This is a genomic window from Hydrogenophaga sp. (assembly GCF_030158645.1).
GTDB lineage: Bacteria > Pseudomonadota > Gammaproteobacteria > Burkholderiales > Burkholderiaceae_C > Hydrogenophaga.
The window spans coordinates 25,568-39,766 of sequence record NZ_JAOASO010000144.1 but is presented as its reverse complement, the minus strand read 5'-3'; the positions used below and the strand labels follow the sequence as shown (position 1 = coordinate 39,766).

The 14,199-nt window shown below is 64.8% G+C and carries 12 protein-coding genes and 1 tRNA gene; 1 reads left to right on the top strand and 12 read right to left on the bottom strand.

All coding sequences use genetic code 11. From position 1 onward, the window contains the following. Nucleotides 1–8 precede the first annotated feature (8 nt). From Q1W68_RS15265 to Q1W68_RS15245, 5 genes are all read right to left on the bottom strand, one after another. Nucleotides 9–485 carry a DUF2271 domain-containing protein gene (locus Q1W68_RS15265; RefSeq protein ID WP_300652264.1) on the bottom strand — a complete coding sequence of 159 codons (477 nt, stop codon included), beginning with the start codon at nt 483–485 and terminating at the stop codon, nt 9–11. A 25-nt stretch (nt 486–510) separates the two neighbouring features. Next, nucleotides 511–849: a PepSY domain-containing protein gene (locus tag Q1W68_RS15260; protein WP_366146714.1), complete on the bottom strand. Its 339-nt coding sequence runs from the start codon at nt 847–849 to the stop codon at nt 511–513. A 535-nt stretch (nt 850–1,384) separates the two neighbouring features. Next, the gene (locus Q1W68_RS15255) at nt 1,385–3,454 is read right to left on the bottom strand and encodes an ATP-binding protein (RefSeq protein WP_300652268.1); all 2,070 of its coding nucleotides are present in this window, start codon (nt 3,452–3,454) and stop codon (nt 1,385–1,387) included. 13 nt (nt 3,455–3,467) lie between these two features. Continuing rightward, complete coding sequence (locus Q1W68_RS15250; RefSeq protein ID WP_291520158.1) at nt 3,468–4,004, bottom strand: methanogen output domain 1-containing protein; 537 nt, start codon at nt 4,002–4,004, stop codon at nt 3,468–3,470. Between the two features lie 337 nt (nt 4,005–4,341). Then, nucleotides 4,342–4,429, bottom strand: a tRNA-Ser gene (locus tag Q1W68_RS15245). Nucleotides 4,430–4,544: 115 nt separating this feature from the next. On the opposite strand from Q1W68_RS15245, the gene Q1W68_RS15240 reads away from it, so the two are divergent. Next, nucleotides 4,545–5,975 carry a HAMP domain-containing sensor histidine kinase gene (locus Q1W68_RS15240; protein WP_300652270.1) on the top strand — a complete coding sequence of 477 codons (1,431 nt, stop codon included), beginning with the start codon at nt 4,545–4,547 and terminating at the stop codon, nt 5,973–5,975. 26 nt (nt 5,976–6,001) lie between these two features. On the opposite strand, the gene Q1W68_RS15235 is transcribed toward Q1W68_RS15240, so the two are convergent. The 7 genes from Q1W68_RS15235 to ppc all read right to left on the bottom strand — a co-directional run bounded on the left by Q1W68_RS15235 (nt 6,002) and on the right by ppc (nt 14,121). Then, entirely contained in the window at nt 6,002–6,595 is a 594-nt protein-coding gene (locus Q1W68_RS15235) for a response regulator transcription factor (protein ID WP_082585758.1), read from the bottom strand. Between the two features lie 227 nt (nt 6,596–6,822). Then, on the bottom strand, nt 6,823–8,115 hold the full coding sequence (locus Q1W68_RS15230) for a tryptophan--tRNA ligase (RefSeq protein ID WP_300652273.1): 1,293 nt from the start codon (nt 8,113–8,115) through the stop codon (nt 6,823–6,825). An 8-nt stretch (nt 8,116–8,123) separates the two neighbouring features. Next, nucleotides 8,124–8,792, bottom strand: coding sequence for a site-2 protease family protein (locus Q1W68_RS15225; protein WP_300717042.1), 669 nt, complete (start codon nt 8,790–8,792; stop codon nt 8,124–8,126). 62 nt (nt 8,793–8,854) lie between these two features. Then, nucleotides 8,855–9,490, bottom strand: coding sequence for an L-threonylcarbamoyladenylate synthase (locus Q1W68_RS15220; protein WP_300717041.1), 636 nt, complete (start codon nt 9,488–9,490; stop codon nt 8,855–8,857). Nucleotides 9,491–9,502: 12 nt separating this feature from the next. Next, entirely contained in the window at nt 9,503–10,444 is a 942-nt protein-coding gene (locus Q1W68_RS15215) for a DMT family transporter (RefSeq protein ID WP_300717040.1), read from the bottom strand. Further along, nucleotides 10,411–11,268 carry a 3',5'-nucleoside bisphosphate phosphatase gene (locus Q1W68_RS15210; protein WP_300652284.1) on the bottom strand — a complete coding sequence of 286 codons (858 nt, stop codon included), beginning with the start codon at nt 11,266–11,268 and terminating at the stop codon, nt 10,411–10,413. The genes Q1W68_RS15215 and Q1W68_RS15210 overlap by 34 nt, the downstream gene beginning before the upstream one ends. A gap of 24 nt (nt 11,269–11,292) precedes the next feature. Next, nucleotides 11,293–14,121, bottom strand: coding sequence for a phosphoenolpyruvate carboxylase (ppc, locus tag Q1W68_RS15205; protein ID WP_300717039.1), 2,829 nt, complete (start codon nt 14,119–14,121; stop codon nt 11,293–11,295). Nucleotides 14,122–14,199 lie beyond the last annotated feature (78 nt).

The following is a 14,199-nucleotide window of genomic DNA, read 5'->3' as shown; positions in this document are numbered from 1 at the left end:
GAGCGCCTTCACTTGAGCTCGAAGGTCGCGGACTGGATGTACTGCTTGCCGGGCTGTGGCTTGCCCACGTTGGCGGTGGACAGCGGTATGCGGACTTCCGACGGGCTGTCGCGCATGTCTTCTGCCGCGGCGTCAATGCGGATCTCATAGCCCGCGTCGATCAGCGCGTCGGCCAGCTCGGCGGTGACCTTGAGTGTTCGCCCCGCGCCCACGCTGGCGCCGGTGACGCCGTCCAGCCGCTTGGTGTCGCCGGCCGAGAGGCGGTTCCAGTCGGACAAGTGCTGGTGGTATTTGGCCTTGCCGCCAGCGACCCACAGCGTGCGCACATAGGCGCCCTTGGCATCGGTCAGGTAGGCCGCGATGTAGGCGCCGTCGCCGCCGTAGTTCTTGAGCTGGGCGGTCAGCGTGAGGGGGCGGCTGTGTGCCAGGGCGGGCAGGGCCAGCGCGCAAGCGGTGGCCACAATCGTCAAAAGGGGTCTGGACATGGTGGTGCTCCGGTGGGGGTGGTGGTCATTCGGCCTTGCGATCGCGATCGCGATCACGGTCTCGTTGGTGGTCTTCCTGCTTGAGCTTCAAGACCTTCAGGGTCTCCGGATCAATCCGGGCCTTGAAGGTGCGGCCCAGGGCATCGGTGCCGCGCACTTCGTAGCAACCGTCGTCGATCTTCAGCCGCTGGATCTGCCAGCCCTGGGCGGCGGCCATCTGATGCACGGCGTCGCGTGACTGCCAGCGATTCAGCGGCGCATCGCAGTCATCGTCGGCCAGAGCTGGCAACGCGGCCCAGCTGAGTGACAGCGCCAGCAAGCCATGTCGAAGACAGGGGGAGTGTTTCATGGGACGTTCTTTCAAGGCGGGTCAGCGTGTGACATGCCTGCATTGTGGAAATGCATGCGTGCATGCAGGCTGAACGGCGCGTTCATCTTCTGTTCATGGCCCCAAAGGCACGGCGCCGATGGATGGTCTGGACGCCTTCGCCGAGAGCCACAGGGAGCGGTGGACCGCACTCAGGTTTGCGGCGCTTTCTCCAGGGCGCGGGTTCAAGGCGTCAAGAATCGGTCAAACAAGGAAGGGCTGCCGGTCCGTGCCTTCAGTGTGGGCCCGAGCCTGGGTGCCCGGTTTGACATGGATCATGGGGCGCTTCTTCCTGACCTTCGCCAGGGATGGCCGATCGGGGCCGGACCCGCTGGTTTTGTGGAGGCAGCGACGGCGTGCGTGCTGTCGCTCGACCGCTCAAGGTGGAGGAGCGCTGAGTGGCGTGTGCTGCCGGCCCAGGCTGGGTTCAAGGAAACAGTCCCCGCCGCAGACGGTCCCCGGGCATGGGGTCTAAACCGGCATCCCGCCTTTTGAGGGGTGCGGCAGCAGGGGGCCTGTCATGCCGACTCCATCACTCGTGCGATCCGTTCGCTTCACACGCGGTGTCCCTCTCAATCAAGCGCTCAATCGTGCGGCACAGCTCTTCCACGGTGTTGGGCTTGTAGATCAGTTCACTCACGCCCGCCTTCGGTGCCAGCTCACGAAGTTCATCGCTGATGTAGCCGGAGGCGATTGCAACGGAGAGCGTCGGCTGAAGCGATTTGATCGCTCTGGCAAGCCCAAGGCCTGACATCCCGGGCATGTTGTAGTCGGTGATGCACAACGTGAAGACCAACGCATTCGAGCGCAGGACGTTCAGGGCTTCGTCCGGGCTGAAGCAGGTGGTGACCCGGTACCCGTTGCGCTCGAGAAAGCGTTGCACCAGAAACGCCATGGCTTCGTCGTCATCCACGTACAGGATTTGCGAAGCGTTGGCGACCTTTGCCTTGAATGGCTCCGCTGCTGCCAGTGTCGCTGGCACCGATGCATCCAACGAATCGGCTTCGTCCATGGCGGGTAACCAGACCGAGAACGTGGTGCCTTGGCCCTGTGTGCTCTTGACCCTGAGCGCTGCGTTGTGCTCGCGCAGAATGCCGTGCACCACCGCGAGCCCAAGCCCCGTGCCACTTCCCACCGCTTTTGTTGTGAAGAAGGGCTCGAATATTCTGGACAGGGTCTGCGGTGTCATACCGACCCCGTTGTCGCTCACACGGATGCACAAGCTGACGTTCGAGGATTGCAGATCGGTCGGTATCACGTCGATTTCGTCCGGGTCGCAGGGCAGTGGCAAGCCTTCGAACCTGCTCACGTGCACCCAAACCTTGCCGAGCGAGCGCCCCTCCAACGCTTGCGCCGCGTTGCCCGTCAAATTGAGGAAGACTTGCTCGATTTGCGTCGCGTTCCCCCAAACCTTGGGAAGCTCTCCGTCGGCGTGAATCACCAACTCCGCTTCTGGCGGGAGAGCGGTTCGGAGCATGTGTCGCGCCTCGTGCAGCAGCGCTGCCACGGCGACGGGCGCTCGGGTGTTGTCTTGCCGGCGGCTGAAGGTCAGGATTTGTTGCACCAGGTCACGTGCTCGCCGGCCCGATTTGCGAATCTCCAGGAGGCTCACGCTGGAGTCCGACTCCGGCGGCGTGTCCTCGAGCGCCATCTCCACATTGCCCAGAATGGCCGCGACGATGTTGTTGAAATCGTGCGCGATGCCGCCGGCCATCGTGCCCAAGGCCTCCATCTTCTGGGATTCGCGCAGCTGATGCTCGAGCGCAAGCTGTTCACGCTCAGCCTTCAGTTCGTCCTCAACCGAGCGGAGAACAAACACGGTGCCCCGGTTCGCGCCCGACTCGCTGGTCAGCGCTGAAGTGGACACCTGCACCATGCTGGCTTTCCCGCTCCGCCCCACCAGTTGCAGCCGCCTGCCGTCGAGATGGCCTTCCGGGAGTGGCACGTTGACGGCAACTTGTTCCTTCCGGTCTGAACTCCCCACCGCGACCAGTTGAATCACCTCGCCGATCAATCGGCCCATTGAAAGGGCCCTGGGCCAGCCGGTCAGTTCGGCAGCCACCTGGTTCATGAACAGCACGCAGCCATCCAAGTCGATGGCAATGACGCCCTCGGCGATGCCCAGCAACACCGTTTCCAGCCATTCGCTCTGCCGCCTCATGTCCGCTTCTGCGGCCTGTCTTCTTGCGATTTCGAGCTTCAAGGCTTGAATCTGCTGGTTGAGAACCGCGAACTGGTTTTTCCCCAAACCTTGTTCCACCAGCCTGCACCACAGCAAGGCGGGTTCCCCGCAAGAAGCCGGGCTCAGCAGCGCAATGTCACACCGGCAGGTGACCTCACCCGCGTCGCCGGTGCGCAACCGCAATCGCGCCGGCGTCGAAATCGTGCTGCGCAAGCCCTGCCGAATGAGCTCTTCACAGCGCGTCGGCTCATCGACGACCAGGGTCGAGATCTTTTCGCCAACCGGCACTGTCGCCAGGTTTCCCATCAGGCGAAGGGCGGCCTTGTTGGCGTGTTTCAGCACACCACGATCGTCAACCAGCCAGTGCGCATCGGGATGCGCCTCGAACATCTGCACACAGAGCTGAGGAGAGAAGCTCATCGGAGATGTGCCCTCAAATGCGAAAGTATTCGCGCCCGTCCTCAGCGTCAGCTTCTGCACCTGGCTTCAAGTGGAGCACCACCTGGCACGTGGTCGAGCCTTTGGCGATCGTTTTTTGCAGCACCACCTTGGCTCGACCGAGGTTCTGCGCGGCGATCGTCCCAAAGACGTTCGACGTCATCATGCAAAGTGAGGAGCGCCCCAACACCTTGTCGCCGAATGGGCAGGCACGATTGCCCAGCACGATTTTGGTGTCGTCCGCCTCGATGACATAGAAGTCGCCGTGGATGCGGCGTTTGAGATCGATCAGCACCGCCGTGACCTGCTCTCTGTCCATTTGGGATGAGCCAAGCACAGCGCGGTATTCCGCTTCAATCCACTCGCCCACACGCTGACCCACCACGCTGATGAATCCAGAAGCGTCGTCAAGCCCGACCACATTTTCCAGTGTGCCGGACAGCTCGCGAAGCAGCGCACGCAGGAAGATGTCTCTGTCGAGCTGGATGTCGGCCGAACTGAGCAGCGGAGGGGGAAAGGGGGTCGAGCTCATGCGAAAAAGTCGTAACGATTCAAACAGACACCGAGGCTTTACACGGACTTGACTGTGAGGCAGGCCGCAACCTCCGACAAGAAATGCGGCAATCCCACCAACGGTGTAGGGCTATTGCTTGGGTGGGTCGGGCGATGTCGAGGTGGCATCAGACGATCGCCGCCCACGGCGATGAGGTCGGCTGATTGGAGTCCCGCGATGCTTCATTGGCCGCGTGCAATTCCGCGACCATCAACTCCGTGAGAGGACCGAGAAACCGAAGCCTCCCGAACCCAGCGTGAACACGGGCGCCCCGCCAACAAAAAAGCCCCTGCGTAACAGGGGCTTCTGGACTTGCTGGCGGAGAGGGTGGGATTCGAACCCACGGTACCTTGCGGTACGCCTGATTTCGAGTCAGGTACATTCGACCACTCTGCCACCTCTCCGGTGTCGGTCTTCATCGTTAGCCAGCGAGTATAGCAGGCGCTCGAGTGCTCGAGGTCGGCCCGCGCGGCGCACAAAGCCGGTGAGACAATGCCTCACCGCCGCTCTTCACTGCCCATGCTCGTCGACACCCAACCCGCGACTTACCAACACGTGCCGGCATCGCCAGAGGTGCGTGACCACTGGGTCAATTCGCAGCTCATTGGCGTGTTGATGGATGGCATGGGGCCTTCGCTGATCGTGGCCACGCTGTCTCTGCCATTGCTCATCTACATGATGGCGGGGGAGGTCAACACGGTGGGACTGCTGGTCTGGGCGGTCCTCATGCTGGCCATGCTGGTGTACCGGTATCGGCTGATCGGCATTTACCGCCTGCGTTACGACAGCCTGGAAGGGCCGCAACGCATCACCTTCATCAACCGCTACCACTGGACGTGGGCCGCCGTGGCCTTTCTATGGGGGGGACCGGTGTTGTTGAGCTACCAGCAGGCGCCAGCCGCCACCCAGTTTGTGTGCGCGCTGGTGGTGCTGGGGCAGGGTCTGCTCACGCTCACTTCGTTCAGCTCGTACCTGCCGGTGTACCGCACCTATGCCAACGCCCTCATGCTCTCGGTGTTTCTGAGCCTGGTGGGTATCACGATCTTCTCTTCTCAGCCTGTCGGTGCAACGCAGACCGGGTTGGTGCTGATGGCGCTCCTGGTGGCTTTCTGGGGTTTGCTCGTCATGACCGGCACACGCATGCACCGGGTCCACCATGCCAGTTTTGAGTTGCAGTTTTCCAATCAGGAGCTGATCGATTCCCTGACCTTGCAGACCCGCGCCTCGTTGCGTGCCGTGGCCACCAAAAACCGTTTTCTGGCCTCTGCAGCGCACGACCTCCGCCAGCCCGTGCATGCGTTGAGCCTGTACGCCGACTGGTTGGCCACCGAGCCCGAAATGGCGCGCGACATCGCGCCGCGCATCCTGCAGTCCACCCGGGCGATCAACGAGCTCTTTGATTCGTTGTTCGATCTCACGCGCATCGACGCGGGCAATTACAAGGTGCGTCTGCAGCACGTGGACGTGATCAAGCTGTTTGCCGATCTGTCGCTGCAGTTCGAGCCGGTGGCGGTGGGGAAGTCGCTGCGACTTCGCACCCACACCCGCCCCATCACGCTGTGGTCGGACCCGGTGGTGTTGCGACGCATTCTGGGCAACCTGGTCTCCAATGCGCTGCGGCACACCCACCAGGGCGGCGTCTTGCTCGCCTTGCGGCAGCGCGAAGACATGCTGGTGTTCGAGGTCTGGGACACCGGCGTGGGCATCGCGCGCGAACACCAACAGGCGATCTTCCAGGAGTTCTTCCGGGTGTCCCAGCACCAGGGCACCGAGGACAGCCTCGGACTCGGCCTGACGATCGTGTCGAAACTGGCGTCGTTGATGGGCTATCAGCTGGCCCTGACTTCGGAAGCGAATCGGGGCAGCGTGTTCCGGGTGATGTTGCCGGCGTTCACCCAGCAGGAGGGCACCGGGTTGCCCGAACCCACGGTGGTGCGCGGTCCGGCCTGATCACAGGCCGCTCGCGCTCCGTGGCTTCAAAGGTCCAGCAGGCCGGCGGTGCGGGCGAGGTGGCTGGCTTGTGAGCGGCTCTTGACGTTGAGCCGGCGGAACAGGCGCCACAAGTGCACCTTGACCGTGTGCTCGCTGATTTGCAGTTGTTCGGCGATGTCGCGGTTGCTCAGGCCGCGGTCGAGCATGACCAGCAGCTGTTTCTGGCGCTTGGAGAGTTTGTCCGGAATGGTGGGTGCGTTTTCGTCTTCCACTTCGTCGGTCAGGAACTCGCGCAGCACCTTGGCGATTTGCGCCGCGCCGGCCGATTTCTCCACGTACGCGTCGGCACCGGCTTCGCGGGCCAGGTCTTCGTAGTCGGACGACGGCGATGCGGACAGCACGATCAACGAGGTATCGGGCAACATCTGGCGCACTTCTCTCACACCGGAGACGCCGTTGGTGTCGGGCAACTTGAGGTCCAGACAGACCAGTTCGGGTTCGCCGTGTTCGGCAATGGCCTTGCTCACCGACGCCAGCCGTTCGAGTTCAATCACCTGGGTCGAGGCCCGTAGGCGGCGAAGCAGCATGACGACGGCTTCACGCATGAGCGGGTGGTCGTCAATAACAAAAATACTCATATCGGGCTGTGCTGGTAATAAATGGTGTCAACCAAAGAGCATATCGACTCGTCGGACCGTTGGCGATGCCGCCCAGGGCAGAAAAAGTCCCGGCGTGGGACTTGCCGCACGGTATGAAGCGCTCAGGCACCCGACGGCTGAATACCCCACATGGTACGCGCATGAAAGCCGAGATGTTACCCAAAGGAGCGCAGCGGTCGGCCAGCACCGCCTCAAGGGGCTCCCCATCAGGCGTCACGTTCGCTGAACCAGCGCAATGCGGCCCGCACGTCACCCGCCTCGCCGAGGATGGTCAGCTGGGTTGCGAGTGCCTCCAGCGCCGCAGGGCCTTCGCGCTGCAGGCGTGTCACGACCTGCGCCGCATCGCGCGGCACGGCGAAGCCGGTGCTCTGCAGCAGCAACTCGCCGTGTGCGCCCATCAGTTTGAAATAGAACAGACCGTCATGTTCCCGGTACTGCTTGAAGGCGGGCGCCGCTGTTTTGCTGCCTTTGGTGGCAGCCGGCGTTGTGGCCACCTGCAGGGGGCGCAAGCCGACGGCGTGTCGCAGCCTTGCGGTGAACGGTGTGGCGATGGCGCGTGCCTTTTCAGCACCGGCCTTGAGCGTGCGTTCGATCCGTTCGGGTTCCTGGATCAGTTCGTCGTAAACCATGCGCAGCGGCGCAATTTCCCGGTCCAGCCGCTCGAACAACGCCTGCTTGGCTTCTCCCCAGGCAATACCGTCGGCATAGGCACTGGCCAGCGCGGCCGTCTCGTCAGCCGAGGCAAAGGCCTGGTAAAGCTGGAACAGCGCCGAACCTTCGGTGGACTTGGGCTCGCCCGGTGCGCGCGAGTCGGTCACGATGCCCATGATGAGCTTCTTCAACTGATCGCGCGGCGCAAACAACGGGATGGTGTTGTCGTAGCTCTTGCTCATCTTGCGGCCATCGAGCCCGGGCAGCGTGGCCACGTGCTCTTCAATGGCGGCTTCGGGCAGCGTGAAGTGCTCGCCGTAGAGGTGGTTGAAGCTGGCCGCGATGTCGCGCGCCATTTCAATGTGCTGGATCTGATCGCGCCCCACCGGCACTTGGTGCGCGTTGAACATCAGGATGTCGGCCGCCATCAGCACCGGGTACATGAAGAGACCCGCCGTGACGCCGGCGTCCGGGTCCTCGTTGGCGGCGTTGTTCTTGTCGACCGAGGCTTTGTAGGCGTGCGCGCGGTTGAGCACGCCCTTGCCGGTCACACAGGTGAGAAACCAGGTGAGTTCGGGGATCTCGGGAATGTCGGACTGGCGGTAGAAGGTGACCTTGTCGGGATCGAGCCCGCAGGCGAGCCAGGTGGCGGCGATCTCCAGCGTCGAGCGCTGCACGCGCGCGGGCTCGCCCACCTTGATGAGCGCGTGGTAGTCGGCCAGGAAGTAAAAGCTCTCGACCTCGGCCAGGCGGCTGGCGCGCACGGTGGGGCGCACGGCGCCCACGTAGTTGCCCAGGTGGGGTGTGCCGGAGGTGGTGATGCCGGTGAGGACGCGTTGGGTTTTCATGGTCGGGTTCAGAGGATCAGCATGCGCAGGGGCGTGAGCAGCACCTGGATGGCGCTTTCGGTCAGCATCATCAGCGGGCGCAGCCAGAGGTTGCCCACCACACCGCTGATGACCAGCGCCATCACGATGAAGAAGCCCCATGGCTCCACGCGCGAGACCAGCTCCGCCTGGCGCATGGGCAGCAGGCCCACCAGGATGCGGCCGCCGTCCAGCGGGGGCAGGGGAAAGAGGTTGAAGGCGAACATGACCAGGTTCACCAGCACGCCTGCGCGGCACATTTCCAGGAAGAACGGCTCCTGCACGCTCAAGGCGGCCAGCACATAGAGAAGGATGGTCCAGACAATCGCCTGGAACAGGTTGGCACCCGGTCCCGCGAGGGCCACCCACACCATGTCGCGCTTGGGGTTGCGCAGCCGCCCGAAATTGACCGGCACCGGCTTGGCGTAGCCGAACAGGAAAGCGCCGGCGGTGGCGAAGTACAGCAGGAGCGGCATCGCGATCGTGCCGACCGGGTCGATGTGTTTGACCGGGTTGAGCGTGATGCGCCCCATGAGTTCGGCCGTGCGGTCGCCGAAGTGTTTGGCCGCGTACCCGTGCGCCGCCTCGTGCAGCGTGATGGCGAACAACACCGGAATGGCGTAGAGAGCAACGGTTTGAACGATCTGGGCGAAATCCATGGGGGTGCGCTCGGGGCAAACGCGTATTGTCCCAGAGTGGACGCTGGCTCCGCCGGGCGGGCTCAGAGCCCGAGCGGGCCGAGGGCGCCCTGGCCTGCGCGCACCACCTCGGGCTCGCCGCCGCTGCCCATGGGGGTGAGGTCGATCACCGTGGTGGGCTCCAGCGCACAGGCGCCCGCGTCGATGACGCCGGCCAGTTCGTGCTGCAGGTGTTCGCGGATGTCGTGCGCGTCGTTCAGTGGCCCGCTCTGGCCCGGCAGGATCAGCGTGGTGGAGAGCAGCGGCGCGCCGTGCAGACCCAGCAGTTCCAGCAGGGTTTTGTGTTCGGGCACACGCAGGCCGATGGTTTTGCGTGAGGGGTGGCTCAGGCGCCGCGGCACTTCCTTGCTGGCCTCCAGGATGAAGGTGTAAGGCCCGGGCGTGGCGAGCTTCAGCAGCCGGTACTGGCGGTTGTCCACCCGCGCGTAGCTGGCGAGTTCGCTCAGGTCGCGGCAGATCAGCGTGAGGTGGTGCTTGTCGTCCACCTGGCGGATGCGGCGCAGGCGGTCGGCGGCGGTTTTGTCGTCGAGGTGGCAGACCAGCGCGTAGCTCGAATCGGTGGGCACGGCCAGCACGCCGCCGCGCTCGAGCAGCTGCACCGCCTGTTTGAGCAGCCGCGGTTGGGGGTTGTCGGGGTGGACTTCAAACAACTGGGACATGGCGATGGCCGTTCAGGCTTCGGGCTGCTCCACCGGCAGGCGCCGGTCGCGCGCGGTGAGCCAGCTGGCGGTGGCGCCGCAGAGCACGATCATCGCAATGCCGATGAGCTCCAGCTGGCCCGGCACATGGCCGAACACCACCCAACCGCAAAACATGGCGAAACCGATCTGGCCATAGAGGTAGGGCGTGAGGGTGGAAGCCTGCGTGCGCTTGAACGCCAGAATCAACAGGAAATGGCCGACCGTGCCCATGAGACCGATGAGGCACAGCAGGGCGAAGGTGGCCACATCGGGGATGGCCTTCCACACAAAAGGCAGGGCCAGGCTGGCCACCAGCGCGCCCACCCAGCCGGTGTAGAAGTGCATGGTCATGGGGTCTTCGGTGCGCGCCATCTTGCTGGTGAGGATCTGGAACCAGGCGTAGGTGAACACCATGACCAGCGGCAACAGGCTGGCCCATCCGATCACGTCACCGCCCGGTTGCACCACCAGCAAGGCACCGGCAAAGCCGCCACACACCAGCGCCCAGCGCAGGGGCGGCACGCGCTCGCCCAGAAACAATGCGGCCAGCAGCGTGACCACCAGCGGCGTGATCATGACGATGGCGGTGAATTCGCCCACCGGCATGTACTGCAGTGCCAAGAACGAAATCGCGCTGATCGCCAGCAGCAAAGTGCCGCGCAGCACCTGGAAGCGCGGGTGCTCGGTCTTCACAAGGCTGCGCCCGCGCAACGGCAGCATGACGGCCGTGACCAGCACCGCGTGGAATGCATAACGGAACCACACGGCCATGAGCACCGGCACAAAGGCCCCGACGTATTTGACGGTGGTGTCCAGCACCGCAAAACAGGCGGTGGCCAGGACCAGAAACGCGATGCCCAGTGCGGCCTGTGCGGGCGCGTAGCGCGGCGGCACCGTGGTCACTGCAGGATGCGCGATTGCAGCAGCTCCCATACCGGTGTGACGCTGCCGGGCAGGTCCGGCAGTTTGCCCATGTCGGTGTGGCTCTCTTCGGGGCTGTGGAAATCGCTGCCGCGCGAAGCAACGAGGTCAAATTCCTGGCAGTAGCCGGCGTATTTGACGTAGTCGGCCTGGTTGTGCGCGCCGGTCATCACCTCCACGCCCTGGCCGCCGTGGCTCTTGAACTCGGTGAACAGCGCGAACTCTTCGTTGGGTGTGAGCTTGTAGCGGCCCGGGTGCGCGATCACCGCCACCCCGCCGGCCTGCGTGATCCAGCCCACCGCATCGGCCAGCTTGGCCCAGCGGTGCGGCACGAAGCCGGGCTTGCCTTCGGTGATGTACTTGCGGAACACGTCGTTGGTGTCCTTGCTCACGCCGATCTCGACCAGGTAGCGCGCGAAGTGCGAGCGCGAGATCAGCTCGGGGTTGCCGACGTATTTCAGCGCGCCTTCGTACACGCCCTTGATGCCCACGCGGGCGAGGTCGTCGCTCATGTCGCGTGCGCGCTGCTCGCGCCCACCGCGGGTGGCCCGCAGGCCGGCCAGCAAACCGGGGTGGGTGTGGTCCATGCCCAGGCCGACGATGTGCACCGTGATGCCCAGGAAGGTCACCGAGATCTCGACCCCGGTGAGGTAGCTCATGCCCACGTCGCGCGCCGCCGCGATGGCGCGGTCTTGTCCACCCAGTTCATCGTGGTCGGTCAGGGCCCACAGCTCCACGCCGTTGGCCTGCGCGCGCTGCGCCAGTGCCTCGGGCGTGAGGGTGCCGTCGGAGACGACGGAGTGGCAGTGCAGGTCGGCGTTGGTCAGTGTGTTCACGGATCCATTCTAGGTTTTACCCGTTCACCCTGTGTTCCTGAGGCCTGCCGCAATGCCGTTGATGGAAATGTGGATGCCGCGACGCACCTTGTCGTCGGTGTGGGCCCGGTTCTCGTCCGCCCGGTAGCGCCGCACCAGCTCCACCTGCAGGTGGTGCAGCGGGTCAATGTAGGGAAAGCGGTGGCGCATGGAGCGCTGCAGCGCGGCGTTGTTCACCAGCCGCTGCTTTTCGCCGGTGATCAGCGCCAGCGCGTCGGCGGTGCGGTGCCATTCGGCTTCGATCGCGGTGAACACCTGTTTTCGCAGGCGCTTGTCGGGCACGAGTTCGGAATACAGCGAGGCGAGCGCCAGATCGCTCTTGGCCAGCACCATGTCCATGTTGGAGAGCAGGGTGCTGAAGAACGGCCACTGCTTCACCATTTTCTGCAGCAGCGCCTTTTGCGCCTCCACGCCCTTGGGGCCGTCGCGGTGCAGAAAGGTGTGCACCGCCGTGCCAAAGCCGTACCAGCCCGGCAGCGTGAGGCGGCACTGGCCCCAGCTGAACCCCCAGGGAATCGCGCGCAGGTCTTCGATCTTCTGCGTGGCCTTGCGCGAGGCCGGGCGCGAGCCGATGTTGAGCTCGGCGATTTCCCGGATGGGCGTGGCGGCAAAGAAGTATTCGGCGAAACGCGGGGTGTCGTACACCAGCGCGCGGTAGGCCGCCATGCTGGCACGCGAGAGCTCGTCGGCGGCGGCCAGAAAGGCCTTGGGCGCGTTGCGCGTGGGCTGCAGCAGCGTGGCTTCCAGCGTGGCCGCCACCAGGGTCTCCAGGTTGCGCCGGCCGATCTCGGGATTGGCGTATTTGGAGCCGATCACCTCGCCCTGTTCCGTCAGGCGGATCTGGCCGCGCACCGTGCCGGGTGGCTGCGCGAGGATGGCCTGGTAGCTCGGACCGCCGCCGCGCCCCACGGTGCCACCCCTGCCGTGGAACATCCTGAGCTGGATCGGGGTCGGGCTGCCTTGATTCAGCGCATCGAACAGTTCGACCAGCGCGGTCTCGGCCCGGTACAGCTCCCAGTTGCTGGTGAAGATGCCGCCGTCCTTGTTGCTGTCGGAGTAGCCGAGCATGATGTCCTGCTCGCCGTAGCCATCGGCCGCGCCGCGCTCGACCATGGCGCGCACGCCGGGCAGGGCCAGGTACTCACGCATGATGGGCGCGGCATTGCCCAGGTCTTCAATGGTCTCGAACAGCGGCACCACGATCAGGTCGCACACGGCATCCTCGATCAGGGTGCCGCGCATCAGGCCGGTCTCTTTCTGCAGCAGCAACACTTCCAGCAGGTCGCTCACCGTTTCGGTGTGGCTGATGATGGCGTGGCGAATGGCCTGTGCGCCCAGGCGTTCGCGGCCCGTGCGTGCGCCCTCGAAGATGGCCAGCTCGCCCAGCGTGTGCGCCGAATAGGTGACGCCGGGCACTCGCAGGGGTCGGGCGTCGTTGAGCTGGCGCAGCAGCACGGCCCGTTTGCCGGCTTCGTCCAGCTGCGAATACCGTGGCTCGATGCGTGCGGTGGCGAGCAGTTCGGCCACCACCTCTTCGTGTTTGTCCGAGCTTTGCCGCAGGTCCACCGTGGCAAGGTGAAAACCGAACACCTGCACCGCGCGCATGAGCGGCCGCAACCGGGCGCGCGCCAGCGCTTCGCCGTGGTGCGACTGAAGGGATGCCTCGATGGTGCGCAAATCGGCCAGCAACTCGGCGGCACTGCTGTAGGCGTGCTGGGGCGCCACCGCGTGGCGGGCCGCTTCGCCACCGGTGAGGTCTTTCAGCGTGGCCGCGAGGCGTGCGTACATGCCGGTGAGGGCACGGCGGTAGGGCTCGTCCTGGCGGTGGGCGTTGGTGTCGGGAGACCGCTCGGCCAGGGCCTGCATGGCCGGGCTGACGCGGGTGAGCATGGCCGACACCGACAGCTCGGCGCCCAGATAGTGCAGCTGCGTGAGGTGGTGGCGCAGCACCATGTCGGCCTGGCTGTGCAGCGCGAGTTCGAGCGTTTGCGCGGTCACGTTGGGGTTGCCGTCGCGGTCGCCGCCAATCCATTGGCCCATGCGCAGGAACGGTGCGATCACCGCGCTCTCGCCAGGGTCACCCAGGCCTTCTTCGAGCTCGCGGTACAGGCGCGGGATCTGCGTGAGGAAGGTGGCCTCGTAGTAAGTCAGTGCGTTTTCGATCTCGTCGGCCACGGTGAGTTTGGTGAAGCGCAGCAGTCGCGTCTGCCAGAGCTGGGTGACGCGGGCGCGGATCTGCGCCTCGATGTCGGCGCGCTCGCGCGGCAGGCGTTCCTGTTCGTCGCGCTCGCCCAGCAGGCGCGCAATGGCGCGTTCGGCATCCAGGATGCTCTTGCGCTGCACCTCGGTGGGGTGCGCGGTGAGCACCGGCGAGATGTGGCTGTGCGCCAGCGTGCCGACGATCGCACCCGGCGCGATGCCCGCCTCGCGCAGGCGCTGCAGCGTGCGCGCCAGGCTGCCTTCTTGCAGGTCGCCGGCACGCTCATGCACAGCTCGCCGGCGGATGTGGTGTCGGTCCTCGGCCAGGTTGGCCAGGTGGCTGAAGTAGGTGAAGGCGCGGATCACGCTCACCGTCTGGTCGCCGCTGAGGCCCTTGAGCAGTTTCTTCAGCGCCTTGTCCGCCGACTGGTCGTCGTGTCGGCGAAACGCCACCGAGAGCTGGCGGATTTTTTCAATCAGTTCAAAAGCCGCCACGCCTTCCTGTTCCCGGATCACATCGCCCAGGATGCGACCGAGCAGGCGGATGTCGTCGATGAGCGGCTGGTCCTTGTCGGCGCGGCTGGTGGAGCGGGTGCGAACGGGCGTTCTGCTCATGGTGTGGTGGGGAAGGAGTGGCCTGCCGACTGGGCCGGGTGATCTGGGGAAAACCCGGTGGAAGGGCCATGCTAGCAT

Coding starts and splice junctions, on each gene's coding strand:
- Q1W68_RS15225 (WP_300717042.1), bottom strand. CDS start 8,792: ATGGATTTCGCCCAGATCGTTCAAACCGTTGCTCTCTACGCCATTCCG.
- Q1W68_RS15255 (WP_300652268.1), bottom strand. CDS start 3,454: ATGAGCTTCTCTCCTCAGCTCTGTGTGCAGATGTTCGAGGCGCATCCC.
- ppc (WP_300717039.1), bottom strand. CDS start 14,121: ATGAGCAGAACGCCCGTTCGCACCCGCTCCACCAGCCGCGCCGACAAG.
- Q1W68_RS15215 (WP_300717040.1), bottom strand. CDS start 10,444: ATGGGAGCTGCTGCAATCGCGCATCCTGCAGTGACCACGGTGCCGCCG.
- Q1W68_RS15250 (WP_291520158.1), bottom strand. CDS start 4,004: ATGAGCTCGACCCCCTTTCCCCCTCCGCTGCTCAGTTCGGCCGACATC.
- Q1W68_RS15220 (WP_300717041.1), bottom strand. CDS start 9,490: ATGTCCCAGTTGTTTGAAGTCCACCCCGACAACCCCCAACCGCGGCTG.
- Q1W68_RS15240 (WP_300652270.1), top strand. CDS start 4,545: ATGCTCGTCGACACCCAACCCGCGACTTACCAACACGTGCCGGCATCG.
- Q1W68_RS15235 (WP_082585758.1), bottom strand. CDS start 6,595: ATGAGTATTTTTGTTATTGACGACCACCCGCTCATGCGTGAAGCCGTC.
- Q1W68_RS15230 (WP_300652273.1), bottom strand. CDS start 8,115: ATGAAAACCCAACGCGTCCTCACCGGCATCACCACCTCCGGCACACCC.
- Q1W68_RS15265 (WP_300652264.1), bottom strand. CDS start 485: ATGTCCAGACCCCTTTTGACGATTGTGGCCACCGCTTGCGCGCTGGCC.